Here is a 23,450-nt window from a genome sequence, read left to right as displayed (position 1 = left end):
TCCGCATGCCGGGAGACTGGCCCGCGGCAATGACGGTTCTGCGTGACACGACTCGATGAATGTGATGGGATCGTGACAGGTTTCACGGGAGAGGAGACACCGATGTCGCTGGGTTCGCACCTGCAGGAACTTCAAAGAAAACACCAACATCTTTCCGAGGCAGTGGAAGAGGCGCAACGCCACCCGGGCTACGATGACCTCGCCATCGCCGAGATGAAAAAGCAGAAGCTGCGAATCAAGGAAGAGATCCACCGCCTTAGCCAGAACTGAGACGCATCTGGATCCAGTGGCCGCGCGTCGTCGCGGAGATTCGCGTGTGTTCTGCTGAGACGGGGCGCACCGATATGAGGACTTGTCTTGCGACTAGTCGCAAGCGACAAGGCCGGCCAATCTGTGGGCCGGCCTTGTCGATTCAGCTTGACCGGTTTGCTCAGACGAAGAACTGGCCACCGTTAGCGGAGATCGTCGAGCCGGTGATGAAGCCCGCGTCGTCAGAGGCGAGGAACACTACGCAGCGCGCGATCTCATCGGGTTCGCCGAGGCGGCCTACCGGGATCTGCGGGATGATTCGTTCGTTCAGCACCTTTTCGTCGATGGCGCGAACCATTTCCGTCCCGATATAGCCGGGGCAGATGGCATTGACGGTGATCCCCGCGCGTGCGCCTTCCTGCGCGAGCGCCTTGGTGATGCCAAGGTCGCCGGCTTTGGCGGCGGAGTAGTTCGACTGGCCGGCCTGACCTTTTTGGCCGTTGATGGATGAGATGTTGATGACGCGGCCGAACTTGCGGTCGCGCATGCCCGACCAGATCGGATGAGTCATGTTGAAGACACCGGAGAGGTTGGTGTCGATGACCTCTTTCCACTGCTGCGGCGTCATCTTGTGGAACATCGCGTCGCGGGTGATGCCGGCGTTGTTCACGAGCACTTCGACGGGGCCAAGATCGGCTTCCACCTTCTTGATTCCCTCGGCGCAGGCGTCGTAGTCGGCGACTGACCACTTGTAGGTCGGAATCCCGGTTTCCTTGGTAAAGGCCGCCGCCGCCTCGTCATTGCCGGCAAAGTTCGCCGCAACCTTGTAGCCGGCGTCCTTCAGCGCGACGGAGATCGCAGCGCCGATGCCGCGAGACCCGCCAGTGACCAGTGCAACCTTCGACATGATTCCTCCTTCCGATTATAGCCTTGTTGAAATCCTGTTACCGAAGCGAATTCGCGGGCGCAACATTATTGCGCCCGCGAATTCGCATTTGCAGAAAATCGGGCGTCAGGCGCGTTCGAGACACATGGCCACGCCCATCCCGCCGCCGATGCAGAGCGTGGCGAGACCCTTCTTCGCGCCTGAGCGCTGCATTTCGAACAGAAGCGTGTTGAGGATGCGCGCGCCCGAGGCGCCGATCGGGTGACCAATGGCGATCGCGCCGCCGTTGACGTTTACCTTGGCCGGGTCCCAGCCCATGTCCTTGTTGACCGCGCAGGCCTGGGCAGCGAAGGCCTCGTTCGCCTCGATCAGGTCGAGATCAGCGACTTTCCAGCCGGCCTTCTCCAGCGCCTTGCGGCTTGCATGGATGGGGCCTACCCCCATGATCGCGGGGTCGAGCCCCGCTGTGGCGTACGACGCGATGCGAGCAAGCGGCTTTAGCCCGCGCTTCTCGGCCTCTTCCGTCGACATCAGCAGCACAGCCGCCGCGCCGTCGTTAAGTCCCGACGCGTTGCCAGCAGTGACCGAACCGTCCTTAGAGAAAGCGGGGCGCAGCTTCGTCATCGCGTCGAGCGTCGCGCCGTGGCGGATGTATTCGTCCTGGTCGACCACGGTATCGCCCTTGCGGGACTTGACGGTGAAGGGGACGATCTCGTCCTTGAACTTATTCGCCTTCTGCGCGGCCTCGGCTTTGTTCTGGCTCGCCACGGCGAACTCGTCCTGCTGCTCGCGGCTGATCTGCCACTTTTCGGCGACGTTCTCGGCTGTGGTGCCCATGTGATAGCCGTTGAAGGCGTCCCAGAGTCCGTCCTTGATCATCGAATCGATGAATTTCATGTCGCCCATCTTCTGTCCGGAGCGCAAATGTGCGACGTGCGGCGACAGCGACATGCTCTCTTGGCCGCCGGCGCAGATGATCGACGCATCGCCAAGTTGGATGTGCTGGGCGCCGAGCGCGACCGAACGCAGACCCGAACCGCAGACCTGATTGATCGACCAGGCCGCGCTTTCTTTCGGCAGCCCGGCATTGATGTGCGCCTGGCGCGCGGGGTTCTGACCCTGTCCTGCCGTCAGCACCTGGCCGAGAATCGTCTCCGAGACGTCCGCCTTGTCAATTCCAGCGCGCTCGATCACCGCGTCCAGGACGGCGGCGCCCAGATCGTGGGCCGGAGTGTTGGCGAAAGAACCGTTGAAGCTGCCGACGGCGGTGCGGGCGGCAGAGACGATAACGACGTTGGTCATGGCAAGGGCCCCTTTTAGATGCGCGACATCCACGCGCGGAGACCCAATCCGGGGCGCCCCTCGCGCCGCTATGCAGCATGACGTACGGGACAGTGGCCGAAAGCGCAACAGGCAGTTTGGCTTGGCGAGCGCGGAACTCCGCCGCCATCAGACGGTTGTCCAGCGCGTCAGGCGCGCTTTCGCGCCTGCGGCATCTTCCAGGGTGGTGTTACGGTCGGTGCGCCGAAATAGTAGCCCTGCATGCCGTCCATCCCGTTTTCGATGAGCCATTCTGCATCATCCGCGGTCTCGACCGATTCCGCCACCGCGAACATGTCGAACTGCCGCGCGATCGACATCAGCGCCAGTGTCAGACACTGATCGTCAGGACTATTGGCGACGCCCCGAATGAGCTGACCGTCGATCTTGATAATGTCAAAATAGAACTCCCTTAGATAGCGAAACGAGGTATAGCCCGACCCGAAATCGTCGAGCGCGAACGCGATGCCCTCGGACTGAAGTTCGGACATGAAGACCGAGACAATGTCCGGCATCAGCATCGCCGAGCTTTCGGTGATCTCAAGGATGAGCCGCTCGGCGAGCGTCGCGTCGCCCTTCAAGCCTCGCCGAAGAGTTTTCATCCAGCGCGGATAGGCGATGGAGCGTGCCGACATGTTGATCGCCAGCCTGAGGCCGGGGTCCTGCCTGAGCGATTGCAGGCCCATGTCGAGCGCGAGGCAGTCGACGATCCGCCCGAGCTCCTGCGTTTCGATCGCATCGATGAACTCGCGCGCCGGAATGATGCGGCCACTCTCGTCGAGAAGCCGGATCAAGCCTTCGTAGAAGGCCGGACAGTCGAGACTGGCTGACTGGAAGATGGGTTGGAACGCGAGGAGCACATCGCGCTTTTCGACCGCGCGCCGCACCATCGACATAGTCTCCCGATCGCGCTCGGCCACGGCAGAGGAAAGGGGGCTGTCCTGAGAGGCTTCGCGGGGGAACTGACAGAACTTGCCGCGTTGCTGCATCATGAAACTCCTCGCCGTGCGACCTCAGATTGGGCAGAAGTGCATAAGAAGTGGTAAATCCGGCAGCCCTTTCTTGGGCTATCGGGCAAGAAATGGAGGCCAGAATGAGTGAACGCTGTGATTGGTGTGGAGACGATCCGATCTATGTCGCCTATCACGACGAGGAATGGGGCGTGCCGGAACACGATCCCCGGGCGCTGTGGGAAAAGCTGATCCTAGACGGATTTCAGGCCGGGTTGAGCTGGATCACCATCCTGAGAAAGCGCGAAAACTTCCGCATCGCCTTCCAGGGCTTTCAACCGGAAATCGTGGCAAAGTGGGGTGAAGGCGATGTTGTACGTCTGCTCTCCGATACCGGCATCGTGCGGTCCCGCGCGAAGATCGAAGCGACAATCGGCAATGCGCGAGCCTATCTTGCTATCGAAGAGTCGGAGGGCTTCGCCCGGTACCTGTGGAGCTATGTCGACGGGTGCCCGCTCCAGAACCGGTTCACGTCGATGTCCGACGTACCAGCCTCGACGCCGCTGTCCGAGCAGATCTCAAAGGACCTGAAGAAGGCAGGCTTCCGCTTTTGCGGGCCGACGATCACCTACGCCTTCATGCAGGCAGTGGGCATGGTGAACGACCACCTCGTTACCTGCCCTGCGCATGACCGCGTGGCGAAGCTCGGCAGATCGCCTTAATCTCACCCGCCCGACAGGAGTGCTGCAACGATTGCCCGTGCGCTTTCGCCGTTCCACTCCGCATCGCCGGACAGGCGGGCGATCTCGCGCCCGTCGCGGTCTAGGACTACGGTCACGGGCAGACCGAACACGCCCATTCCGCGCGAAAGCTCCTGCTTTGGATCCAGTAGAATCGGCAGTCCCTGCACACCGACCTCGCTAAAAAGCCGCCTGATTGCGGGGACAGGATTGCGACCCGTGGCGATCGTCAGCACCGCGAACGTGTCTCCGCCGAAGTCGCGGTTCAGCGCGTCGAGCGCAGGTAGCTCCTTGCGGCAGGGCGCACACCAGGTCGCCCAGAAGTTCACAAGCAGGTACTTGCCCTGCCAGTCCGAAAGGCGGTGCTCGGTACCCGCCTCGTCCAGGAAGATGGTGTCCGGGACGGGCGCCGGTTCCGCAGCAAAGACGAGCTTCTTCATCGACCCCTCGCGCAGGGCTTCGAGCTCGACCGTGCCCGCCAAGGCGGCATTTGCGCCGAATGCGAGGGCCGTGTAGAGGACGGCGGAAAGAAACATGCGCATGTGAGCCTCCGGGGGCAGAATATGACCGACAAGACCCAGAACGCGATGTGGGGCGGGCGCTTCGCCGCCGGGCCGGATGCGATCATGGAGGCGATCAATGCCTCGATCGGTTTCGACAGGCGGCTCTTCGCCCAGGACATCGAAGGGTCCCGCGCCCATGCGGCGATGCTCGCCGCGACGGGCATCATAAGCGATAAAGATGCCGAGGCGATCCGGGAAGGCCTTCTCACGGTCTTGTCAGAGATCGAGACCGGAAAGTTCGCATTTTCGACCGCGCTGGAAGACATCCACATGAACGTCGAGGCGCGGCTGAAGGAGCTGATCGGCGAGCCGGCGGGGCGGCTCCACACCGCGCGCAGCCGCAACGACCAGGTCGCGACCGATTTCCGGCTCTGGGTGCGCGAGCGGTGCGACGAGGCGGTCGGCCAACTGTCGGCGTTGTGTATGGCACTTGTCGGGCAGGCGGAGGCGGGGGCGGAGTGGGTGATGCCCGGCTTCACCCATCTCCAGACAGCCCAGCCCGTCACCTGGGGCCATCACATGCTGGCCTATGTCGAGATGTTCGCCCGCGACATCGGCCGCTTCCGCGACGCCCGCGCGCGGATGAACGAATGCCCGCTCGGTGCGGCGGCACTCGCCGGCACCTCCTTCCCGATCGACCGGCACATGACGGCGGACGCGCTCGGTTTCGACAGGCCGATGGCGAATTCCCTCGACGCCGTCTCGGACCGCGACTTCGCGCTCGAGTTTCTCGCCGCCGCATCGATCACGGCCATGCACCTTTCGCGCTTCGCCGAGGAGCTGGTGATCTGGTCCTCCGCCCAGTTCCGCTTTGTCGCCTTGTCCGACCGCTTCTCCACCGGCTCCTCGATCATGCCGCAGAAGAAGAACCCCGATGCGGCCGAGCTGATCCGCGCCAAGATCGGGCGCATCTTCGGCGCCAATGTCGCGCTGATGACGGTGATGAAGGGCCTGCCGCTGGCCTATTCGAAAGACATGCAGGAGGACAAGGAACAGGTCTTCGACGCCGCCGACAACCTGACGCTGGCGCTCGCCGCGATGGAGGGCATGGTGCGCGACATGACCGCGAACCGCGACAACCTCGAATGCGCCGCCGCGTCCGGCTTCTCGACCGCAACCGATCTCGCCGACTGGCTCGTCCGCGCGCTGGGGCTTCCCTTCCGCGAGGCGCACCATGTCACCGGAAGCCTCGTCGGCCTGGCCGAGAAGAAAGGCTGCGACCTTCCCGACCTCGGCCTCGCCGACATGCAGGCCGCCCATCCCGACATCACGGATGAGGTCTATTCCGTCCTCGGCGTTCACAATTCCGTCGCGAGCCGCCAGAGTTACGGCGGCACCGCCCCGGATCAGGTCCGGGCGCGGATCGCTGAATGGAAGGAACGACTCGGATGAGGCTCGCACTCCCGGTTCTTCCCGCCGCCGCGCCGAGCGCCCCCGCGGGCGTGACGGTCGCCCATTCCCTCGCAACCTCCATCGCCGAAATCGGCGTCACGGTGAGCCAATGATGCGTCCCCTCCTTCTCCTGATTTGCCTCGCCACCCTCGCGGCCTGCGGCGCGGACGGCGAACCGACGCCGCCCGATGCCGGGAGCGGTCTCAGCGTCAGCGGCACCGTCAGGGTGGGCGTGTCGGGTGGTTCGTGACCGCTTCCGGTTTCATCATTGCCGAAATGCCCCGCCGGAGGCGACCGCACGCAGTGCCAGAAGGCTTGCGCCGCAGGCGCTCCATTGATTCGGTCGCGCGCGTTCAGTCCAGCGTGCGGCGGAAGCGCAAGAGCGCCAACGCGGCATAGGCCAGCACGAACAGCGTGAGCGCGGCCATCGGCTGGGCGATTCCAGCATAGTCCGCGCCCTTCAGCATGATCGCCCGAATCAGCCTCAGGAAATGCGTGAGCGGAAAGATCTCTCCCAGGATCTGAGCCCAGCCCGGCATGCCGCGATAGGGGAACATGAAGCCCGAAAGCAGCAGTGACGGCAGGAAGAAGAAGAACGTCAGTTGCATCGCCTGCATCTGCGTCCGCGCGGCGGTCGAGATCAGGTAGCCGAGAATAACGAGCGAGGCCACAAAGACGAAGACGCCGATGAGAAGCAGCGGCAGCGCGCCTACGAAGGGCACGTCGAAGATCAGCTTTGCCGCTGTCAGCACGACACCAACCTGCACGGCACCAACGAAGAGATAGGGCAGGACTTTGCCGAGCATGATCTCCAGGGGCGTCGCGGGCATGGACAATAGGTTCTCCATCGTGCCCCTCTCAAGCTCCCGCGTCAGCGCCATAGACGTCATCATCACCATCGTCATCTGCAGAATGACGCCGAGGAGGCCTGGAACGATGTTGTACTGCGTGATGCCTTCGGGGTTGTAGCGCCTGTGAACCGTCACCTGGAGCTGTTCTGCTATCGTGGCTTCGGCCTGCGCCTCCATTCCGCGTTCGCGCAAAAGAGCCTCTGCCGCGACCGTGCCGAGGGTAGAGATCGCGCCCGAGGCGACCGAGGGATCGGTCGCGTCGGCCTCGATCAGGATCGTCGGATGGTCGCCGCGCTCGACCCGGCGGCCGAAATCCGAGGGCACCGTGACGACGAAAGAGACGTCGCCCCGCGTGATCAGCCGTTCCGCCTCCGCCGCCGAGGCGGCGGGGTGGGTGAAGCGGTAGTAGCCGGTCAGTTCTAGTGCCGTGACAATGGCGCGGGTGTAGCGGTCCTGCGTGGGGGCAACGAGCGCGGCGGGCAGGCCCTTCGGATCGGTGTTGATCGCGAATCCGAAGAGCAGGAGCTGGATCAGCGGGATGCCCAGCATCATCGCGAAGGTGATCCGGTCGCGGCGCATCTGGATCACCTCCTTGGCGAGCAGCGCTGCGAGCCGGCGGAGAGAGAAGAAGCGGCTCATTGCATGTTGTCCCGCGCGCCGCCCATGAGCTGGATGAACACGTCCTCGAGGCTCGTCTCCGCATCGCTCATCGTGCAGCCGGTCTCGTCCGCGACCCGCTTCGCCGAGGCGCGCAGGGCCGTACCGTCGCGCCCCACGACGTGAAGGGTTGCGCCAAAAGGCGCGATCTGCTCGACGCCCGGCGCGCCTTTCAGCCGCCGCGCCGCCTCCGCCGTCGCGTCGCCCTGCAGGACCACGGTCGTCAGCCCCGCGTCGCGCACGACCTCGGCCACGGTACCCTTGGCGACGAGACGGCCGTAGGAGATGTAATTGATCCGGTGGCAGCGCTCGGCCTCGTCCATGTAATGCGTCGAGACGAGCACCGTCAGCCCGTCGGCGGCGAGCGCATGGATCTCGTCCCAGAAGTCGCGCCGCGCCTTTGGGTCGACGCCCGCCGTCGGTTCGTCGAGCATCAGGAGCTTCGGCTTGTGCATGATGCAGGCGGCGAGCGCGAGACGCTGCTTCCAGCCGCCCGAGAGCGATCCGGCAAGCTGGTGGCGCCGCGAGGTGAGGCCGAGCCCGGCGAGCGTGTCGGCGACGTGCCGGCGCGCGGGGCTAAGGCCGTAGAGGCCCGCGACGAAGTCGAGGTTCTCCTCGATCGTCAGGTCTTCGTAGAACGAGAATCGCTGAGTCATGTAGCCGACTTCGCGCTTGATCGCGCGGCCCTCTCGGCGGATGTCGTGGCCGATGACGCGGCCCTCGCCGGAGTCGGGGGTGAGAAGGCCGCACATCAGCCGGATCGTCGTCGTCTTGCCCGACCCGTTGGGGCCAAGGAAGCCCGCGATCTCGCCCTTGCGGACGGTCAGCGACACGTCGTCGACGACGGCGCGCCCGCCGTAGCGCTTGACGAGGCCGCGCACCTCGATGACGGGCTCGCCGTTCATCCGTCCGCACCGGGAAGGCGCACGTCGACGATCTGGCCGGGCTTCAGCATCGCGGCCTTCTCCGGCCGCGCCTCGATCAGGTAGACGAGCTTCTGGCGGTTCTCGAGCGAGTAGATGACCGGCGGCGTGAATTCCGGCGCGTCGGAGACGTAGGTCACCTCGGCGGCGAGCCCATCGGGGCAGTTGTCGCAGTTCACCGCAAGCCGCGAGCCTTGCGCGATCCGGGCGATCGCGCTTTCGGGCACGTAGAGGCGCAGTTTCACCGCGCCGTCCGGAAGCATCGAGAGGACCGGCGCGGAGGGGCCCGCGATCTCGCCCGGGGTGCGGAGGATATCGTTCACCGTTCCCGCGGCGGGGGCGGTCAGGCGGCGCTTAGAGAGATTCCATTCGGCGCGCTCCCGCGCCGCCTCGGCGCCCTCCACCTCGGCCTCCGCGGCGGCGATCTCCTGCGGCCGGGCGGGCAGCCGCGCGACGGCGAGATTCGCCTCCGCCTCGGTCACGCGGGCGCGGGCGACGGCGGCGGCGGTTGCGGCGTCGTCGGCCTGCGCCTGCGTGGCCGCGCCGCGCGCCGCGAGGCTCTGCATGCGCGCCGAGGCGCGTTCGGCCTCCGCCGCCTGGGCCTCGGCCGAGGCGAGCGTCGCCTCGATGACGCGGATCTCCTCGGACCTGCGGCCCTGGCGCAGGTTGTCGAGTTGGCTCTTGGCGCGCGCCAGCGCCGCCGAGGCTTCGGCCAGCGCGATCTCGGCGTCGCGCCGCTCCATTTCGACAAGGACGCCCCCGGCCTCCACCCGGTCGCCCCGCGTCACGGTGAGGGCCGCGATCTGCGCAGTCGCGACGGGCGCGACGAGGACGTATTCGCCTTCGACATAGCCCGTCGCGAAGGGCGGTGGCGGCGCGCAGACGGTGAACAGGGCAGACAGCAGCGGAATGGCGCAGATGAAAGCGGTCATTGCGTTCTCTCCCTGTCGAGGATGGCGTGGAGGTTCGCGGCGAGCAGGTCGCCGATCCGGGCCGCTTCGGCCGGGCCGAGCGCGCTCCAGCCGAGGCGGCGCTCGACGATCGGGCGGCCGATGCGGAAGTAGAGCACCTGGCCGATTACCGAGAAGACGACGAGACGCGTCGCTTCGCTTTCGGCCTCGCGCCCCGTCGCAATGGCCCACAGCGCGCAGAACCGGCGGTGCATCGGCTCGATCATCGTGGAGTAGACGTCGTCGAGGACGGGGCCGTCCTCGCCGATTTCGCGCAGCATGAAACCGACGATGTCGTCGGCATCGTAAGATCCGGCGAGGAACAGAACCATCCTGCGCAGCATCTGCTCTATGCGCATCGCAGCGGAGGCGGGCGTCGCGGGCATGTCGGTCCCGGCCTGGGCCAGAACGCCGCCGACCCGGCGCGCGACCTCCTCGCCACAGGCGCGGCGCAGCCCGTCCTTACTGCCGAAGTGATAGGCGATCGAGGCCACGTTGGTATTCGCCGCCGCCGCAAGCGCGCGTGTCGAGGTCGCGGCAAAGCCCTTGCGCCCGAAGAGATTCAGGCCCGCGGCGATCAACTCGGCGCGTGTGCCTTGCGGCGCTGTGTCAGGGTGGTTCGTCATGTGCCCCCACGTGAGTCGCTTCATATTTTAATCAATCGTTTGATTTATTACAATACAAACCGGGCCGCTTTCCTCGTTCCAGTCGATGCACTACATCGGCGCGAACGGATGACTGCTCGGCGGGACGCCTCACGATGGACCATTTCCTCTACCGCGACGGCGCGCTGCACGCCGAGGACGTGCCGGTGGCCGAGATCGCCTCCGCCGTTGGAACTCCTTTCTATGTCTATTCGACCGCCACGCTCGAACGTCACTACCGACTTTTCGAGGAAGCGCTTTCGGGCCTGCCGCACCTGATCTGTTACGCGATGAAGTCGAACGGAAACATTTCGGTGATCCGCGTGCTCGCCAGTCTCGGCGCGGGCATCGACGTCGTCTCGGTCGGCGAATACCTGAAGGCGAAAGCCGCCGGCGTGCCGGGCGAACGGATCGTCTTTTCCGGCATCGGCAAGACCCGCGAGGAAATGCGGGTCGCGCTCGAAGGCGGCATCCGCCAGTTCAATGTGGAAAGCGAGCCCGAGCTTCTGGCGCTGAACGAAGTCGCGGTGTCTATGGGCACCTGTGCGCCGATCACCGTGCGCGTCAATCCCGACGTGGACGCGAAAACGCACGAAAAGATTGCGACCGGCAAGAAAGAGAACAAGTTCGGCATTCCGATCTCACGCGCGCGGGCTGTCTATTCCGAGGCGGCGGCCCTTCCGGGGATCGAGGTCGTGGGCATCGACGTCCATATCGGCAGCCAGCTTGTCGAACTCGAACCGTTCGAGCAGGCGTACGCCAAGGTGGCCGAATTGACGCGGCAACTTCGGGCCGACGGCCACGACATCCGCCGCCTCGATCTCGGTGGTGGTCTGGGCATCCCCTACGAGCGGTCGAATGCCGCGCCGCCGCTGCCTCTCGACTACGGGGCCGTCATCAAGCGCACGGTAGGCGATCTGAACTGCGAGATCGAGATCGAGCCAGGGCGGCTGATCTCGGGCAATGCCGGACTTCTCGTCAGCCGGGTAATCTACGTGAAATCGGGCGAGGAGCGGGATTTCCTCATTCTTGATAGCGCGATGAACGATCTGGTACGGCCGTCGATGTACGGCGCGCACCACGATATCGTGCCGGTGATCGAGCCGGAACCGGGCGTCGAAACCCAGCCCTTCGACATCGTCGGCCCGGTCTGCGAGACCGGCGATACCTTCGCCAAGCAGCGCGCCCTGCCGCCGCTGAAGGAGGGCGATCTCGTCGCGTTCCGGTCTGCCGGCGCCTACGGCGCGGTGATGGCTTCGGAGTACAACGCCCGCCCTCTCGTGCCCGAAGTGCTCGTGAAAGGGGATCAATTCGCTGTCATTCGCGCCCGTCCCACCTATGACGAGATGCTAAACCGCGATAGCATGGCTCCGTGGCTCTGACGCGCAATCCCGCGTGCAGTGTTGCGAACGGAGACCGAAAGCCGGCGTGAGCAGGATAAAAGCCCTACCGCACAAGGCGCTTCGGCGCCTCGTCTGGCCCATGCGCCTTACGCGGGCCGGGATGGTGGCCGAGCGCATCACGCGCGGATTCTGGCCGGTCTGGACGATCCTTTTCGCACTTATCGCCGCGCTCGCCTTCGGTCTGCACGAATCCCTGCCCATCGAGGCGGTCTGGTCGGGCGGCGTGCTGTCGATCTGCGGTCTTGCCTGGGCGCTTGTGCGCGGAGTCGTGCGGTTCCGCTGGCCAAGCCGGGAGGAGGCGCTGGAGCGGCTCGACCGGACGCTTCCCGGACGCCCCATCGCTGCGCTCAGCGATGCGCAGGCGCTGGGCGGGGAGGACGCCGGATCGGCCTATGTCTGGCGCAGGCATGTCGACCGTATGGCCGACCGAGCGATGGAGGCGCGGGCGCCGGCGCCCGACCTGCGCGTCGCACGGTTCGACCGCTTCGCCCTGCGCTACGCAGCGCTTTCAGCCTTCGCGCTTGCGCTTATCTTCGGGTCGCTCTGGCGCGTGACCGACGTGCCGGGCCTCGTGACTGGCGGCGGCAACGCGGCGGCCGCGGGAACCGGGCCGACTTGGGAAGCCTGGGCCGAACCTCCAACCTATACAGGCCTGCCGAGCCTCTATCTGAACGCGGTGGAAGCCAATGCGCTTACCCTTCCCGAAGGCAGCCGAATCACGCTGAGGCTATATGGCGAGCCGGACACGCTTTCTGTCGAGGAAACGGTTTCTGGCCGTCCGCCGCTCCAGCCGGATGCTCCCGCGGCGCCCGTAGACACCGCCGCAATGCGCGCGATCGAGTTCGAGGCGATCCGGAGCGGCCGGCTCGCGATCACAGGCGAGGGCGGCCGGTCGTGGCAGCTCACAATTCAGCCCGACACGCCGCCCGAAGTCCAGTTCGCGGGCGAGGTCATGCGCGAGGCGGATGGGCGCATGTCGCAGCCCTTCAGCGCGCGCGACGACCACGGCGTCGAGGCGGGACGCGCGGTGATCACGCTCGACCTTGATGCTGCCGACCGCCGCTACGGGCTCGCTACCGCGCCCGAGCCCCGCGATCCGCTCGTCTTCGATCTGCCGATGCCGATCACGGGCAGTCGGGCGGATTTCACCGAGGCGCTTGTCGAGGACGCGTCGAAACATGCCTGGGCGCATTTGCCAGTCCGGATGCAACTTGAGGTAACCGACGGGCGCGGCCAGACCGGGCTGAGCGAACCGATGGCGCTCGATCTGCCCGCACGGCGGTTCTTCGATCCGGTCGCCGCCGCGGTGATCGAGCTTCGGCGCGACTTGCTCTGGACGCGTGACAATGGCAGGCGGGTCAGCCAAGTTCTGCATGCTCTCACCCATCGACCCGAGGGGCTTCTTAGAAACGAACGCGCCTACCTGATGCTGCGCGTCGCGATGCGACGCCTCGACGCCGCGCTCGCCCAGGGGCCGCTGTCATCGGAGATGCGAGACGAACTGGCCGAGGCGTTCTGGGAAATCGCCACGCTGATCGAGGACGGCGGGCTTGCCGACGCACTCGAGCGGATGCGGCAGGCGCAGGAACGGCTCTCCGAGGCGATCCGCAACGGCGCGACGCCCGAAGAGATCCAGAAGCTTATGGACGAGCTGCGCCAAGCGACCGACGACTACATCCGGCAGCTGGCCGAGAACATGGAGCGCCGCGGCGCCGACGAGCCCAACCAGCAGGCCGATGGCGGCCAGACGATCACCGGCGACCAGCTTCAGCAGATGATGGACGAGATCCAGCGCCTGATGGAGGAAGGCCGCATGGCCGAGGCGCAGGAACTGCTCGACCAGCTGAGCCGCATGATGGAGAACCTGCGCGTGACCGAGGGCCAGTCGGGAGAAGGGCAGCGCGGCCCGGGTGGGCAGGCCATGGAAGACCTGCGTCAGACTTTGCGCGAACAGCAACAGCTGTCCGACGAGGCCTTCCGCGAGCTTCAGCGTCAGTTCGGCCAGCAGGGTCAGGGGGACGGCCAGCAGGAGGGTGAGCAAGGCCAGCAGGGTCAGCAGCAGGGCCAGCAGGGCGAGGGCGCCAACCCGGATGGGATGCGCCCGGGCGAGGGGCGTATGCCCGGCAATCTCGCCGACCGCCAGCAGTCTCTCCGCGACATGCTGCGACAGCAGGAGGGCGGCCTTCCCGGCGCGCCCTCGGATGAGCGCGACGCCGCGCGCCGCTCGCTGGGCGAGGCCGGCGAGGCGATGGAGGGCGCGGAGGAGGCTCTGAGACGCGGAGACCTGCCGGATGCGCTCGACCGGCAAGCCGAGGCGATCGAGAACTTGCGCGAAGGCATGCGCAGCCTCGGAGAGGCGCTGGCACAGAATATGCCCAACCAGCCCGGCAACCAGGGTGAGGCCTTCGGTCAGGACAGCCCGGAGTCGGCGCGCGATCCCTTGGGTCGCACGACCGGGCAGAACGGCCGGATCGGTACCGACGAGAACCTGCTTCAGGGGCCCGACGTCTACCGGCGCGCGCGCGACATTCTTGACGAGATCCGCCGCCGATCGGGCGAGCAGACGCGGCCAAGCGAAGAGCTGGACTATCTACGCCGCCTGCTCGACCGGTTCTGAGGATTTTACGCCGAACCACGCGTGGAGTCCCCTCCAAAACATTGGAACCGTGCCGTTTCCAATTCACCGCTGAAGATTTTGATTCAATTCGCGACGCCGCGCGGGTCCTGATTGAATCCAGTTGGCCGACTACGTCACTTGCCCGAGAAATCGCTTTTTTCGCTATCCCGATATTGCCGTGATCGGGGGGGCCTAAAGCCGGCATTCATGTTCAGGCAGTCAAATTGCCGCTCCCAAGCGTATCTAAATGCCTTCCGCTTCGTCTAAGGCCTTCAGGCGTCGCAAGCGTCTCGCGAATGTTTCGCGCGCATTCCCGGGGTCCTCGGATGCGATGCCGGCGAGCGCGAAGACATCTTCGCCGATACCAGTCGCGTGGTTGCAGACTGCTTAGGTGAGAGTCGACCGATGGCTGAGCGGGGAAACGCCAAAATGGCTGCGGAAGACGTTGGAGAAATGCGATGTCGAGCTGAATTCGCACGCCATCGCGATCTGGGCGATCGACTGCTCAGTCTGCACGATCAGGTTGCGCGCCCGGTGGGGCCGCATCTGCACCACGCAGCGCTTGGGCGATGTGTTTAGATACTTGCCGAACAGCCGCTCGATCTGGCGGGAGGAGATGCCGAGATTCTCGGCGAGTTCGTGGAGCGCGAGGTGCGTTTCGATGTTGTCTTCCATGATCTGGATGGCACGGGTCAGATGCGCATTGCCCATGCCGTGGCGCGACTGGAGCGAGACCTGTTGTGCCGCCGAGCCCTCCCGGACCGAGTTGTAGACCATCTGATCGGCGACTGCGGTGGCCAGGTTCGTGCCGTGATCGCGCAATCAGGTGCAGCATGAGATCCGCCGACGCGGTCCCGCCGGAAGCCGAGACGCCACTCTCCGAAGCGAGCGACCAGCGGTAAAGCGGCTGGCCGGACACGAGGTTGGCGATCCTGAGCGGCTCGAGCACACAGGAAAACGCGAGATGTGAGAAGTTTTCGATCAGAAGAAAGACGTAGTGCGCTGTTTGGGTCATGGCCTTGTGTCGGAACTGGAGGCACGGCACCGCGCGCCGGATGCGGAGATGTCGGTCAAGCGCCGCTCGCGCGTTTCGAGTCAGCTGCCGCATTCGATCTGAAGATCTGCGATCTATGCATCTGCATCACAGCCGATCGTGTCCGAGATGTCCTCGCCGCCCGCAATCAGCCCATTCACTGTGGAGATGGCGTTGATGTCGATCCTGACGACTTCACGGAGCTTCTTGGCCGCCAGATCGGCATCGAGCAAGCCGCCACGGGCGACGACGCGGATACGGTCCGAGGCCGAGCCGAGGTCTTTGCGCTGACAAGCCGTCTCGCCGGTCACGCAGTCGATTCCCCGAACCACGAGCGAGACGACGACATTGTCAGGCACCGTGCGATGCGGCATCGACACCCTCTGAAACACCATTCCAATCTCTTCCTTCGCCTGGCCCTGGAGGCGGACCGCCTTCATCGACTGTCGCGACATATCACGAAAGGTTTTCCAGACCCCGTCGCTGCGGATCACAGCTGCACTTGCCGTCTCGGTCATGCGGTTCCTTCCCGAGGGAGAGAAATGCACAGACCTTCATTGTAGACATAATGTATTCTTTATGAATATAAGAAGCATGCAATCATCCGTCCGAGACGCAAATGCAATCAAGGACAGGCGGGAGGCATCGAATGGGCGATGAGACCAAGAGCAAGAAGGTGATCTGTATCGAGGATCTGCGGCGTCGGATTCTGACTCAGGCGCTAGAGCCGGGCAGCTATCTCGATGAGACGGACGTCGCCGAATCTTATCAGATCTCCCGACCGCCGCTCCGCGAAATCCTGCGCCAGCTTGCTGGCGAAGGCTACGTAGTGCTGAACGAAAATCGCGGCGCGCAGGTTGCGCCGATGACGCACAAGACGCTGCGCAATTTCTTTGTGGCCGCCCCGATGATCTACGCCGCGGTGACGCGGCTTGCAGCCCAGCACGCGACCAGCTCGCAGATCATGCGGCTGAAGGACACTCAGCTTCTCTTTCGTGCTGCGATCCGCGACGGCGACGCGACCGAGCGCGCGCTGATGAACGAGCGGTTCCACGCGATCATCGGCGAAATGGCGGACAACGAATACCTGACGCCGAGCCTGCGGCGGCTGCTGATCGACCACACCCGAATCGGCATGACATTCTACAGCCCGCACAGCCGTCAGTTGGCAGAGCAGCGCGTTCTCGCCGCCGATCAGCACGACCAGTTCATCGCGCTGATCGAAGTGGGCGATGCCGAAAGCGCCGCCGACCTCGCGGTCAAACATTGGGAACTTTCGCGGGCGGAGATCGAAAGCTTCGTAACGCCTCAGGGCATGCAAATTCCGCTCGGCCCCGCGCTGGGCGTCGGGGACAAGAGGGGAGCTACATGAAGTTCGAAGGCATCTACACACCGGTCATAACGCCTCATCGTGAGGACGGGTCAATCGACCGCGACGCCTTCGCCGAGATGATCGAGCACCTGATCGCCTCGGGCGTGCACGGCATCATCAATGGCGGCTCGACGGGCGAATACTATGCGCAGTCGATGGAAGAACGGGTCGAAATGGCCAAGCTCGCGAAGGACGTCATCGGCAAGCGCGTGCCTTTGATCGTTGGCACAGTTGCGATCCGTCTGCCGGATTCGCTCGCAATGGCAGAGGCCGCGGCGAAGATCGGCGCCGATGCGATCCTCGTCGGCTCACCGCCTTATTCGGTGCCGACGGAGCGGGAGAACGCGCTGAACGCGCTCGCCATCGACCGCGCCGCCGACCTGCCGGTGATGCTCTACAACTACCCAGGCCGGATGGGTATCAACATGGGCGAGGAGTTTCTCGACCGGGTCGGCCGCAGCCGCAACTTCTGCGCGATCAAGGAAAGCTCGGGCGATATCAATCGGGTGCATCTTCTTGCCCGCGACTATCCCCATATCCAGATGTCCTGTGGCATGGACGATCAGGCCTTGGAATTCTTCGCCTGGGGCGCGCGAAGCTGGGTCTGCGGCGGCTCGAACTTCTTGCCCGCCGAGCACATAGCCCTCTGGAAGGCCTGCGCGGCCGAGGGCAATTTCGACAAGGGCCGCCGGATCATGTCAACGATGATGCCGCTCATGCGGGTTCTCGAACAGGGCGGCAAGTTCATCCAGTGCATCAAGCACGGTGTCGAGATGAATGGCCACCATGCCGGGCCGCCGCGTCCGCCGCTGAAGGCGCTCAACAAGGATGACAAACGGCAGCTGGAACAGGTGGTGCGGGTCCTGAAGCGCACCGTGGCCGAAATCGAAGTGGGGGAAAGAGCATGAGCGATCTTCTGACGACCGAAGAATACAAATCTATCGCCGCTGGTCTCAATCTACCCACGCAGGCTTTCATCGACGGCTCTTTCCGTCCGGCCATGTCGGGCAAGACCTTCGACACGATCAACCCGGCGACCGGTGAGGTTCTTGCCAAGGTCGCGGCCTGTGGCGCCAAGGACGTCGATTTCGCCGTCGGGAAGGCTCGCGACGCGTTCGAGGACGGCCGCTGGTCGCGGCTTCATCCCGGAGAGCGCAAGGCGGTGCTGATCCGCCTCGCCAAGCTTCTCAAGCGCAATGCGCGCGAGCTTGCGGTGATGGAAAGCCTCGATAGCGGCAAGACGATATTCGACTGCGAGACGGTGGATGTCCCCGAAACAATCCACTGCCTGGTGTGGCACGCCGAACTGATCGACAAGATCTACGATCAGGTCTCGCCGGCCTCCGACGACCACATCGCCATGATCGTGCGTGAACCCGTCGGCGTCGTCGGCCTCGTTCTGCCGTGGAACTTTCCGCTTCTTATGCTCGCCTGGAAGATTGGCCCGGCGCTCGCCTCCGGCTGCTCGGTGATCGTGAAGCCGGCCGAGGAGACATCATTGACTGCGCTCCGGGTCGCGGAGCTGGCGATGGAGGCGGGCGTGCCTGCGGGCGTTTTCAATGTCGTCACCGGGACCGGGCCGGAGGTCGGCGAACCCTTGGGCCGCCACGGGGATGTCGACATGATCTCCTTCACCGGCTCGACCGAGACCGGGCGGCGTTTCCTTCGCTACGCCTCCGAATCGAATCTCAAGGAAGTCACGCTCGAGATGGGGGGCAAGAACCCCGCCGTCGTGCTGGACGATGCAGAGAACCTCGACCGGGTCGCGGCGCATGTCGTCAATGGCGCCTTCTGGAACATGGGCGAGAACTGCTCGGCCTCCTCGCGGCTCATCGTGCAGAAGGGGATCAAGGACGAGTTGCAGAAACGCATTCTCGCCCACGTTCGCGAATGGCCGATGGGTGACCCGCTGGATCCGGTCAATCGCGTCGGCGCGCTGGTGTCGAAGGCGCATTTCGACAAGGTCTGCACCTATCTAGGCAAGGGTTCAAACGTGTTGATGGGCGGAAAGGCGAAAGATGGCTTTGTCGAACCCACGGTCCTCGACATCACCGATCGAGATGCGGTGCAGGTGCGCGAGGAGATCTTCGGGCCGGTCCTGTCTGTATTGACGGTCGAAAGCGTAGAGGAGGCGATCGAACTCGCCAATGATACCGAATATGGCCTCGCCGCTTCGATCTTCACCTCTAACCTCAAGCGCGCTATCCGCGGCGCGAGGGCGATCCGGGCCGGGACGGTGACGGTCAATTCGTTCGGCGAGGGCGACAACTCGACGCCATTCGGCGGCTTCAAGCAGTCTGGCTTCGGCGGCCGCGACAACGGCATTCAGGCACATGACCAATATACGCGGATCAAGACGATCTGGATTGATCTCAGCGACGATGAAGACGAGGCCGTGGATTGACGAGGCGCAAGGCGCGGAGGCTACCCATCCATCGCGGCCCGGCGGCGTGGAGCGCCATTCTGCCGGGACAGGAACCGGGTGTCGTCTTGACAGAGGACGTCACAGTCGACATTGCCATCGTCGGCGGCGGCTTCGCTGGGCTTTCGGCCGCCCGACGGCTACTCCAACTCGACAAAGGCGCTCGGATCGCGGTGCTGGAGGCCGGGCGGCTCGCCGAAGGCGCCTCGGGGCGCAATTCAGGCTTCATGATCGACCTGCCACATGATCTGTCGTCGGACGACTATGCCGGCAAGGGTGCCGCCAGCGACCAGGAGATGATCTCGCTCAACCGCACCGCCATCGCCTTCGCGCGCGAGGCAGTCGAGGATTACGGCATCGATCCTGCCTTCTTCGACCCGGTCGGCAAGGTGAACGGCGCTGCCAGTGCGGCGGGCGACGCGCATAACCGAAGCTACGCCGCGCATCTTGCCAAGATCGGCGAAGCCAGCGAGATGCTCGGCGCCAAGGCCATGTACGAAATGACCGGCAGCCGCCACTATGTCTCGGGCCTCTACACGCCGGGCACGGTGATGCTGCAACCGGCGGGCTATGTCCGGGCGCTGGGGCGGGGATTGCGCCGGGACGGGGTTCAAGTCTACGAAAGCTCGCCGGTAACAGAGGTCATCCGGGACAGATCGAACTGGATGCTGACCACGCCCAAGGGCAGAGTGCGGGCGGGCAAGGTCATCCTCGCGAACAACGGCCACCTGGAAAGCTTCGGCTTCGTGAAGCGACGGCTGATGCACATCTTCCTCTACGCCTCGATGACAGTAGGTCTCGACGCCGATGCGCTGAAGAAACTCGGCGGCCGGCCTCGCTGGGGGATCACGCCATCAGACCCGATGGGCACCACGATGCGTCGCATCGACGCCGCGCAGGGCGGCGATAGGATCGTCACGCGCACCTGCGCGAGTTTCCGGCCCGGTATGGAGGCCAGCAAGGCCGCGCTCGAGCGGGCCGCGAGGATTCATCGCCGCAAGTTCGCCGATCGCTTCCCGGAACTCACCGAAGTGCGGATGGAGTATAGTTGGGCCGGGCATCTCTGCCTCAGCCGCAATGGCGTGTCGGTGATGCGCGAGCTGGAACCCGGCCTCTTCGCCGCCTGCGTCCAGAACGGTCTAGGCACCGCGCGCGGCACGCTGACGGGGATGGGTGTGGCGGAACTCGCGAGCGGCCGGACATCCGCCATCACGCGGCATTTCGCTGCGGAGGACGAGCCTACGAAGCTCCCGCCGCCCCCGTTCGCCGAGATAGGCGCCAATGCCTATCTGCGCTGGATGGAATGGCGCGCGGCGAAAGAGTGAGGGCGCCGCTGATCTGGATTCAGTGTTCGGTGTTCAGAGCATCCTCAGCCGGGATTTCCCGTTCGCGCCGCGCGATGTAGTCGCGCAATGCCTCGTCGATGCCATCGTCGAGCTTCGGTTTCTCGTAGTCGCGCAGAAGCTTCCTCGCATGGGCGAGTGCGCGGGCAGTGATCTCGACCGAGCCTTCGGCCTGCCATTGTTCGATAGAATTGTTGTCGAAGAGCTTCGGCAAGAAGAAGGCGCGTTCGAAATTCGCCTGGGTGTGGGGATGGCCGAGATAGTGGCCGCCCGGTCCCACGTCGCGGATTGCCCGAAGTGCTTCGTCGAAGTCGTCCCAGCGGATGCCTTCGGCCATGCGGTAGCCCATCGCGCACATCTCGGCATCGACCACGAACTTCGCGACCGAGCAGTGCATCCCCGCCTCGTTCCACCCCGCCGAATGCCAGATGTAGTTGCAGCCCGCATGAAGGACCGCGTTCAAGGTCATGGCGCTTTCATAGCCCGCCTGCGCATCGAAGGTCTTGGCCCCGCCCAAGGTGTTTGAGCTGCGCCACGGCACGCCGTAGAATCGCGCCATCTGGCCGATCATGAAGTTCATGAGGCTGATTTCCGGCGTTCCGGCCATTGGCGCGCCCGATTTCATCGAGACAGTCGACAGGTAATGGCCGTAGATCGCCGGGCAGCCCTTGCGGATCACTTGCGTATAGGCCAGCGCCGAGAGCGCCTCGGCATTGAGTTGCGCGACCGCGGGCGCGACCGAGGCCGGGGTATTGGCGCCGCCGAGCACGAAGGGCGAGCAGAGGACGGGCTGGTTTCGCTTGCAGAAGGCGCGCATGGCGCTGAGCATCGTCTCGTCCCAAACCAAGGGCGAGTTGCCGTTGCAGTTGCCGGTGACGACCGGGGTGTCCTCCATCACGTCGGCGCCGAACAGGATCTCGCACATGTCCATCACGTCCTCGGCGTTCTTTCCGGAGGTCGTCATGCCCATGAAGGTCTTGTCGGAATGTGTCATCGACGAGTAGGTGATGTGGAGATGCCTGTGGCTCACTTTCATGTCCATCGGCTCGACGATGTGATGCGCGGTCGAGTGCAAGGCAGGCGACATGTGCGCAAGCTTGTGGAACATGTTGAGGTCGGCGACCGTCGGCCAGCGCCGCACGTCGTCGAGGTCGCGCAGGAAGGGCGCGCCGGTCATAGGCACGAAGATCGAATGATTGCCGCCGAAGGACACATTGCGCTCAGGATTGCGGGCGCGGTAGGTCCAACTCGAAGGAATGGTCGTGATCAACTCGCGTACGAGGCCCCGATCCAGATGCACCCGCTCGCCCCTCACGTCTGCGCCCGCGCGGCGCCAGTCCTCGAGCGCGATCTCGTCGCGAAAGACGACACCCACATCCTCAAGGATCGCCATCGAGGCGTCGTCGATCCGCGCGATTTGGTCTCCGTCCATCGGCTCGCAGAGCGGCAAATTGCGCTTCAGCGCGGGCAGCATCGCGAAATCTGGGGCTGACCGCAGCGCCCGCCGCGCGCCGCGGCCACCCGCTCTGCTTTTGCGCTCATTGAGTTCCATAGTCGGATCCTCGAAGAAGTTCATACCTGAAAGAAATGCCCGATTCCGGCCGCGGGACAGTCGATTCTGCGAAGAGATCACGCCGAAATGCGGCACAGGCCGAGATTGCGGTCAACGGTTCCTCCTTCTCTCCGCAATGGGCCCGAAGCCGGCGCACCGCTGCCTGCCGTTCGAGCCGCCCGCGCAAACTGCGGCTTTGTGTTCTGAGCGAACCAGTAGGAGATCGCGAATTGGCCCATGGCCTCGCTGACCGAAACAGGCGTTCGCGACACGAAGAGGCCGGGCGAACCCGTGACCCCTTGTGCCGGATTTCAGTTCTGCGCGTCGCCGTTGAGCGACGCGGTCAGCGATTTCATCATTTCGTCCAGCCAGGCGCGCGCGGAATCCACTGCAGCGACATAGCCAGACAGTGCGGGTTCGAGCGCGGGAACCGTTTCCGAAAGCGTCGGCGCCAAGATGTAGATCACGAGCGCGACAAGCGCGACGATGAGTGCGGTGGAGAAACCCAGTCGGAAACCCGATCGGCGCCGCCGCAATGTTTCCGGTGCGTCGATGGAAGCGGCTTCGTCGCCCCGGTCGGACGTTGCCCGCAGGGTCGAGTTGATCTCTTCGATATCGGGCAGAAGCTCGCGCCGTGATGCCCGCGTCACAAGCGCCTCCTCGTCGAGGTCGTCTTCGTCGCCTCTGAGGCGCGCGACCCGGTCGCGCACGGCTTCCTGGGGTGTGACGGTCGTCGCGTGAGCCGCGCCGATGGCGGCGGCCAACCCCATTTCGGTTTGCGTCTCGACCGGCTGACTTTCCGAAACGCGGGCGCGCACCTCGCGCTCCGCTTCTTCGCGGAGGACGTCGCGGACCGAGTCGTCGAGTTCGCGGCGCACGCGCTCGGGGACCGGGGTGACGAATTCTCCCTCTTCGTCCTCGTCTCCTTCGTCCTCATCCGCATCGGGCGGAGCGGAATCCGTCGCTGCAGCGTCGGGACGGGTATCTGCGGCGGGCGCGGCTTCGACATCAGCCGCGTCCTCAATGCTGACCGCTTCCGCTGTTTCCACCTCTTCGGGCTCCGCAGCGATCTCCTGGGGTTCGGGCGCGGCTTCCGCCACTTCGGGTTCCGCGACACTCTCCTCGAGCCCGGCTTCGGGCGCGGCCTCCGCCGCTTCCGGCTCTGCGGTCGTCTCCTCAGGTTCGGGTTCCGGCGCGGGTTCGGGTTCCTGTGGCGGCTCCGGTTCGGGCACCTCCTCCACCGCCGGTTGCGGTTTCTCCTCCGCTTCCGCTTCAGCGCGGCGCGACAGCTCGGCCTTGTGGTCCTCTTCGGCTTTCAGCTGGGCGGCAGAGCGTTGAAACCAAGCGTGCCCGCAATTCGAACACTGAACGTCGCGCCCGCCGTCGGGGATGACGCTTTCGTCCACATCGTACTGCGCCCCGCAGCTCGGGCATTTCAAACGCATGTCGTCGTGACCCGTTTCACCAGCCATAATCCAATGGGTCGGCCGTTCTGGCCTTTGGTATTGACGTGTTGTAGCAAGCAAACAGTCACCATCCAAGCCTTTGTGGTTTGGATCGAAAAATTGATCGCGGGTCAGGGC

Annotated in this window: 22 protein-coding genes; 10 read left to right on the top strand and 12 right to left on the bottom strand. The window is 64.6% G+C overall.

All coding sequences use genetic code 11. From position 1 onward, the window contains the following. The first annotated feature begins 102 nt into the window (after positions 1-102). Positions 103-270 carry a YdcH family protein gene (locus DEA8626_RS12020; RefSeq protein ID WP_108853485.1) on the top strand — a complete coding sequence of 56 codons (168 nt, stop codon included), beginning with the start codon at positions 103-105 and terminating at the stop codon, positions 268-270. A gap of 160 nt (positions 271-430) precedes the next feature. On the opposite strand, the gene DEA8626_RS12015 is transcribed toward DEA8626_RS12020, so the two are convergent. The 3 genes from DEA8626_RS12015 to DEA8626_RS12005 form a co-directional block, all read right to left on the bottom strand. Next, positions 431-1,156, bottom strand: coding sequence for a beta-ketoacyl-ACP reductase (locus tag DEA8626_RS12015; RefSeq protein ID WP_108853484.1), 726 nt, complete (start codon positions 1,154-1,156; stop codon positions 431-433). A gap of 105 nt (positions 1,157-1,261) precedes the next feature. After that, positions 1,262-2,437 carry an acetyl-CoA C-acetyltransferase gene (locus tag DEA8626_RS12010; RefSeq protein WP_108853483.1) on the bottom strand — a complete coding sequence of 392 codons (1,176 nt, stop codon included), beginning with the start codon at positions 2,435-2,437 and terminating at the stop codon, positions 1,262-1,264. 167 nt (positions 2,438-2,604) lie between these two features. Beyond that, positions 2,605-3,444 carry an EAL domain-containing protein gene (locus tag DEA8626_RS12005; RefSeq protein ID WP_108854037.1) on the bottom strand — a complete coding sequence of 280 codons (840 nt, stop codon included), beginning with the start codon at positions 3,442-3,444 and terminating at the stop codon, positions 2,605-2,607. A gap of 104 nt (positions 3,445-3,548) precedes the next feature. Here DEA8626_RS12005 and DEA8626_RS12000 point away from each other — a divergent pair, with 104 nt between their 5' ends. Then, complete coding sequence (locus tag DEA8626_RS12000; RefSeq protein WP_108853482.1) at positions 3,549-4,127, top strand: DNA-3-methyladenine glycosylase I; 579 nt, start codon at positions 3,549-3,551, stop codon at positions 4,125-4,127. Positions 4,128-4,129: 2 nt separating this feature from the next. Here the strand turns inward: DEA8626_RS12000 and DEA8626_RS11995 are convergent, their stop codons facing one another. Further along, on the bottom strand, positions 4,130-4,687 hold the full coding sequence (locus DEA8626_RS11995; protein WP_108853481.1) for a TlpA family protein disulfide reductase: 558 nt from the start codon (positions 4,685-4,687) through the stop codon (positions 4,130-4,132). 21 nt (positions 4,688-4,708) lie between these two features. Between DEA8626_RS11995 and argH the strand changes: the two genes are divergently transcribed. Then, the gene (gene argH / locus DEA8626_RS11990; RefSeq protein WP_108853480.1) at positions 4,709-6,100 is read left to right on the top strand and encodes an argininosuccinate lyase; all 1,392 of its coding nucleotides are present in this window, start codon (positions 4,709-4,711) and stop codon (positions 6,098-6,100) included. Between the two features lie 109 nt (positions 6,101-6,209). Beyond that, entirely contained in the window at positions 6,210-6,350 is a 141-nt protein-coding gene (locus DEA8626_RS11985; protein WP_306418104.1) for an argininosuccinate lyase, read from the top strand. 103 nt (positions 6,351-6,453) lie between these two features. On the opposite strand, the gene DEA8626_RS11980 is transcribed toward DEA8626_RS11985, so the two are convergent. The 4 genes from DEA8626_RS11980 to DEA8626_RS11965 are packed head-to-tail and all read right to left on the bottom strand — an operon-like array spanning position 6,454 to position 10,107. Further along, positions 6,454-7,590: an ABC transporter permease gene (locus tag DEA8626_RS11980; RefSeq protein ID WP_108853479.1), complete on the bottom strand. Its 1,137-nt coding sequence runs from the start codon at positions 7,588-7,590 to the stop codon at positions 6,454-6,456. After that, on the bottom strand, positions 7,587-8,513 hold the full coding sequence (locus DEA8626_RS11975) for an ABC transporter ATP-binding protein (RefSeq protein ID WP_108853478.1): 927 nt from the start codon (positions 8,511-8,513) through the stop codon (positions 7,587-7,589). Before DEA8626_RS11975 ends, DEA8626_RS11980 begins: the two co-directional genes overlap by 4 nt. After that, complete coding sequence (locus tag DEA8626_RS11970) at positions 8,510-9,463, bottom strand: HlyD family secretion protein (protein ID WP_108853477.1); 954 nt, start codon at positions 9,461-9,463, stop codon at positions 8,510-8,512. The genes DEA8626_RS11975 and DEA8626_RS11970 overlap by 4 nt, the downstream gene beginning before the upstream one ends. Further along, entirely contained in the window at positions 9,460-10,107 is a 648-nt protein-coding gene (locus DEA8626_RS11965) for a CerR family C-terminal domain-containing protein (RefSeq protein ID WP_108853476.1), read from the bottom strand. The genes DEA8626_RS11970 and DEA8626_RS11965 overlap by 4 nt, the downstream gene beginning before the upstream one ends. A 134-nt stretch (positions 10,108-10,241) precedes the next feature. Here DEA8626_RS11965 and lysA point away from each other — a divergent pair, with 134 nt between their 5' ends. Continuing rightward, complete coding sequence (gene lysA / locus DEA8626_RS11960; RefSeq protein ID WP_108853475.1) at positions 10,242-11,507, top strand: diaminopimelate decarboxylase; 1,266 nt, start codon at positions 10,242-10,244, stop codon at positions 11,505-11,507. 46 nt (positions 11,508-11,553) lie between these two features. Next, a complete protein-coding gene (locus DEA8626_RS11955; protein ID WP_306418103.1) occupies positions 11,554-14,145 on the top strand; it encodes a TIGR02302 family protein in 2,592 nt (863 codons plus the stop codon). A 387-nt stretch (positions 14,146-14,532) separates the two neighbouring features. Here the strand turns inward: DEA8626_RS11955 and DEA8626_RS11950 are convergent, their stop codons facing one another. Next, positions 14,533-14,967, bottom strand: a complete 435-nt coding sequence (locus tag DEA8626_RS11950) for a helix-turn-helix domain-containing protein (protein ID WP_306418102.1) — start codon at positions 14,965-14,967, stop codon at positions 14,533-14,535. 306 nt (positions 14,968-15,273) lie between these two features. Beyond that, positions 15,274-15,696 carry a type 2 periplasmic-binding domain-containing protein gene (locus DEA8626_RS11945; protein WP_108853474.1) on the bottom strand — a complete coding sequence of 141 codons (423 nt, stop codon included), beginning with the start codon at positions 15,694-15,696 and terminating at the stop codon, positions 15,274-15,276. Between the two features lie 131 nt (positions 15,697-15,827). Here DEA8626_RS11945 and DEA8626_RS11940 point away from each other — a divergent pair, with 131 nt between their 5' ends. From DEA8626_RS11940 to DEA8626_RS11925, 4 genes are read left to right on the top strand one after another with little or no spacing between them, the layout of a single operon-like run. Then, complete coding sequence (locus DEA8626_RS11940) at positions 15,828-16,550, top strand: GntR family transcriptional regulator (RefSeq protein WP_108853473.1); 723 nt, start codon at positions 15,828-15,830, stop codon at positions 16,548-16,550. Then, positions 16,547-17,458, top strand: coding sequence for a dihydrodipicolinate synthase family protein (locus DEA8626_RS11935; protein WP_108853472.1), 912 nt, complete (start codon positions 16,547-16,549; stop codon positions 17,456-17,458). The genes DEA8626_RS11940 and DEA8626_RS11935 overlap by 4 nt, the downstream gene beginning before the upstream one ends. After that, complete coding sequence (locus DEA8626_RS11930) at positions 17,455-18,954, top strand: aldehyde dehydrogenase (protein ID WP_108853471.1); 1,500 nt, start codon at positions 17,455-17,457, stop codon at positions 18,952-18,954. Before DEA8626_RS11935 ends, DEA8626_RS11930 begins: the two co-directional genes overlap by 4 nt. Further along, positions 18,951-20,297 (top strand): NAD(P)/FAD-dependent oxidoreductase, encoded by a 1,347-nt coding sequence (locus DEA8626_RS11925; RefSeq protein ID WP_108853470.1) that lies wholly within the window; start codon positions 18,951-18,953, stop codon positions 20,295-20,297. Before DEA8626_RS11930 ends, DEA8626_RS11925 begins: the two co-directional genes overlap by 4 nt. Before the next feature lie 19 nt (positions 20,298-20,316). Here DEA8626_RS11925 and DEA8626_RS11920 read toward each other — a convergent pair whose 3' ends face one another. Together DEA8626_RS11920 and DEA8626_RS11915 are read right to left on the bottom strand one after the other, a co-directional pair. Continuing rightward, positions 20,317-21,867 (bottom strand): trimethylamine methyltransferase family protein, encoded by a 1,551-nt coding sequence (locus DEA8626_RS11920; protein WP_108854034.1) that lies wholly within the window; start codon positions 21,865-21,867, stop codon positions 20,317-20,319. A 311-nt stretch (positions 21,868-22,178) separates the two neighbouring features. Further along, positions 22,179-23,312, bottom strand: coding sequence for a zinc-ribbon domain-containing protein (locus DEA8626_RS11915; RefSeq protein WP_108853469.1), 1,134 nt, complete (start codon positions 23,310-23,312; stop codon positions 22,179-22,181). Positions 23,313-23,450: the final 138 nt, after the last annotated feature.

The sequence above is a fragment of the Defluviimonas aquaemixtae genome (genome assembly GCF_900302475.1).
Taxonomy (GTDB): domain Bacteria; phylum Pseudomonadota; class Alphaproteobacteria; order Rhodobacterales; family Rhodobacteraceae; genus Albidovulum; species Albidovulum aquaemixtae.
Note: the sequence above shows the minus strand (reverse complement) of the source record. Positions and strands in the feature narration are given on the sequence as shown.

Bases quoted from the DNA above. Each gene is read 5' to 3' on its own strand.
- DEA8626_RS12020 (WP_108853485.1), top strand. From the start codon at position 103: ATGTCGCTGGGTTCGCACCTGCAGGAACTTCAAAGAAAACACCAACAT.
- DEA8626_RS12015 (WP_108853484.1), bottom strand. From the start codon at position 1,156: ATGTCGAAGGTTGCACTGGTCACTGGCGGGTCTCGCGGCATCGGCGCT.
- DEA8626_RS12010 (WP_108853483.1), bottom strand. From the start codon at position 2,437: ATGACCAACGTCGTTATCGTCTCTGCCGCCCGCACCGCCGTCGGCAGC.
- DEA8626_RS12005 (WP_108854037.1), bottom strand. From the start codon at position 3,444: ATGCAGCAACGCGGCAAGTTCTGTCAGTTCCCCCGCGAAGCCTCTCAG.
- DEA8626_RS12000 (WP_108853482.1), top strand. From the start codon at position 3,549: ATGAGTGAACGCTGTGATTGGTGTGGAGACGATCCGATCTATGTCGCC.
- DEA8626_RS11995 (WP_108853481.1), bottom strand. From the start codon at position 4,687: ATGCGCATGTTTCTTTCCGCCGTCCTCTACACGGCCCTCGCATTCGGC.
- argH (WP_108853480.1), top strand. From the start codon at position 4,709: ATGACCGACAAGACCCAGAACGCGATGTGGGGCGGGCGCTTCGCCGCC.
- DEA8626_RS11985 (WP_306418104.1), top strand. From the start codon at position 6,210: ATGATGCGTCCCCTCCTTCTCCTGATTTGCCTCGCCACCCTCGCGGCC.
- DEA8626_RS11980 (WP_108853479.1), bottom strand. From the start codon at position 7,590: ATGAGCCGCTTCTTCTCTCTCCGCCGGCTCGCAGCGCTGCTCGCCAAG.
- DEA8626_RS11975 (WP_108853478.1), bottom strand. From the start codon at position 8,513: ATGAACGGCGAGCCCGTCATCGAGGTGCGCGGCCTCGTCAAGCGCTAC.
- DEA8626_RS11970 (WP_108853477.1), bottom strand. From the start codon at position 9,463: ATGACCGCTTTCATCTGCGCCATTCCGCTGCTGTCTGCCCTGTTCACC.
- DEA8626_RS11965 (WP_108853476.1), bottom strand. From the start codon at position 10,107: ATGACGAACCACCCTGACACAGCGCCGCAAGGCACACGCGCCGAGTTG.
- lysA (WP_108853475.1), top strand. From the start codon at position 10,242: ATGGACCATTTCCTCTACCGCGACGGCGCGCTGCACGCCGAGGACGTG.
- DEA8626_RS11945 (WP_108853474.1), bottom strand. From the start codon at position 15,696: ATGACCGAGACGGCAAGTGCAGCTGTGATCCGCAGCGACGGGGTCTGG.
- DEA8626_RS11940 (WP_108853473.1), top strand. From the start codon at position 15,828: ATGGGCGATGAGACCAAGAGCAAGAAGGTGATCTGTATCGAGGATCTG.
- DEA8626_RS11935 (WP_108853472.1), top strand. From the start codon at position 16,547: ATGAAGTTCGAAGGCATCTACACACCGGTCATAACGCCTCATCGTGAG.
- DEA8626_RS11930 (WP_108853471.1), top strand. From the start codon at position 17,455: ATGAGCGATCTTCTGACGACCGAAGAATACAAATCTATCGCCGCTGGT.
- DEA8626_RS11920 (WP_108854034.1), bottom strand. From the start codon at position 21,867: ATGGAACTCAATGAGCGCAAAAGCAGAGCGGGTGGCCGCGGCGCGCGG.
- DEA8626_RS11915 (WP_108853469.1), bottom strand. From the start codon at position 23,312: ATGCGTTTGAAATGCCCGAGCTGCGGGGCGCAGTACGATGTGGACGAA.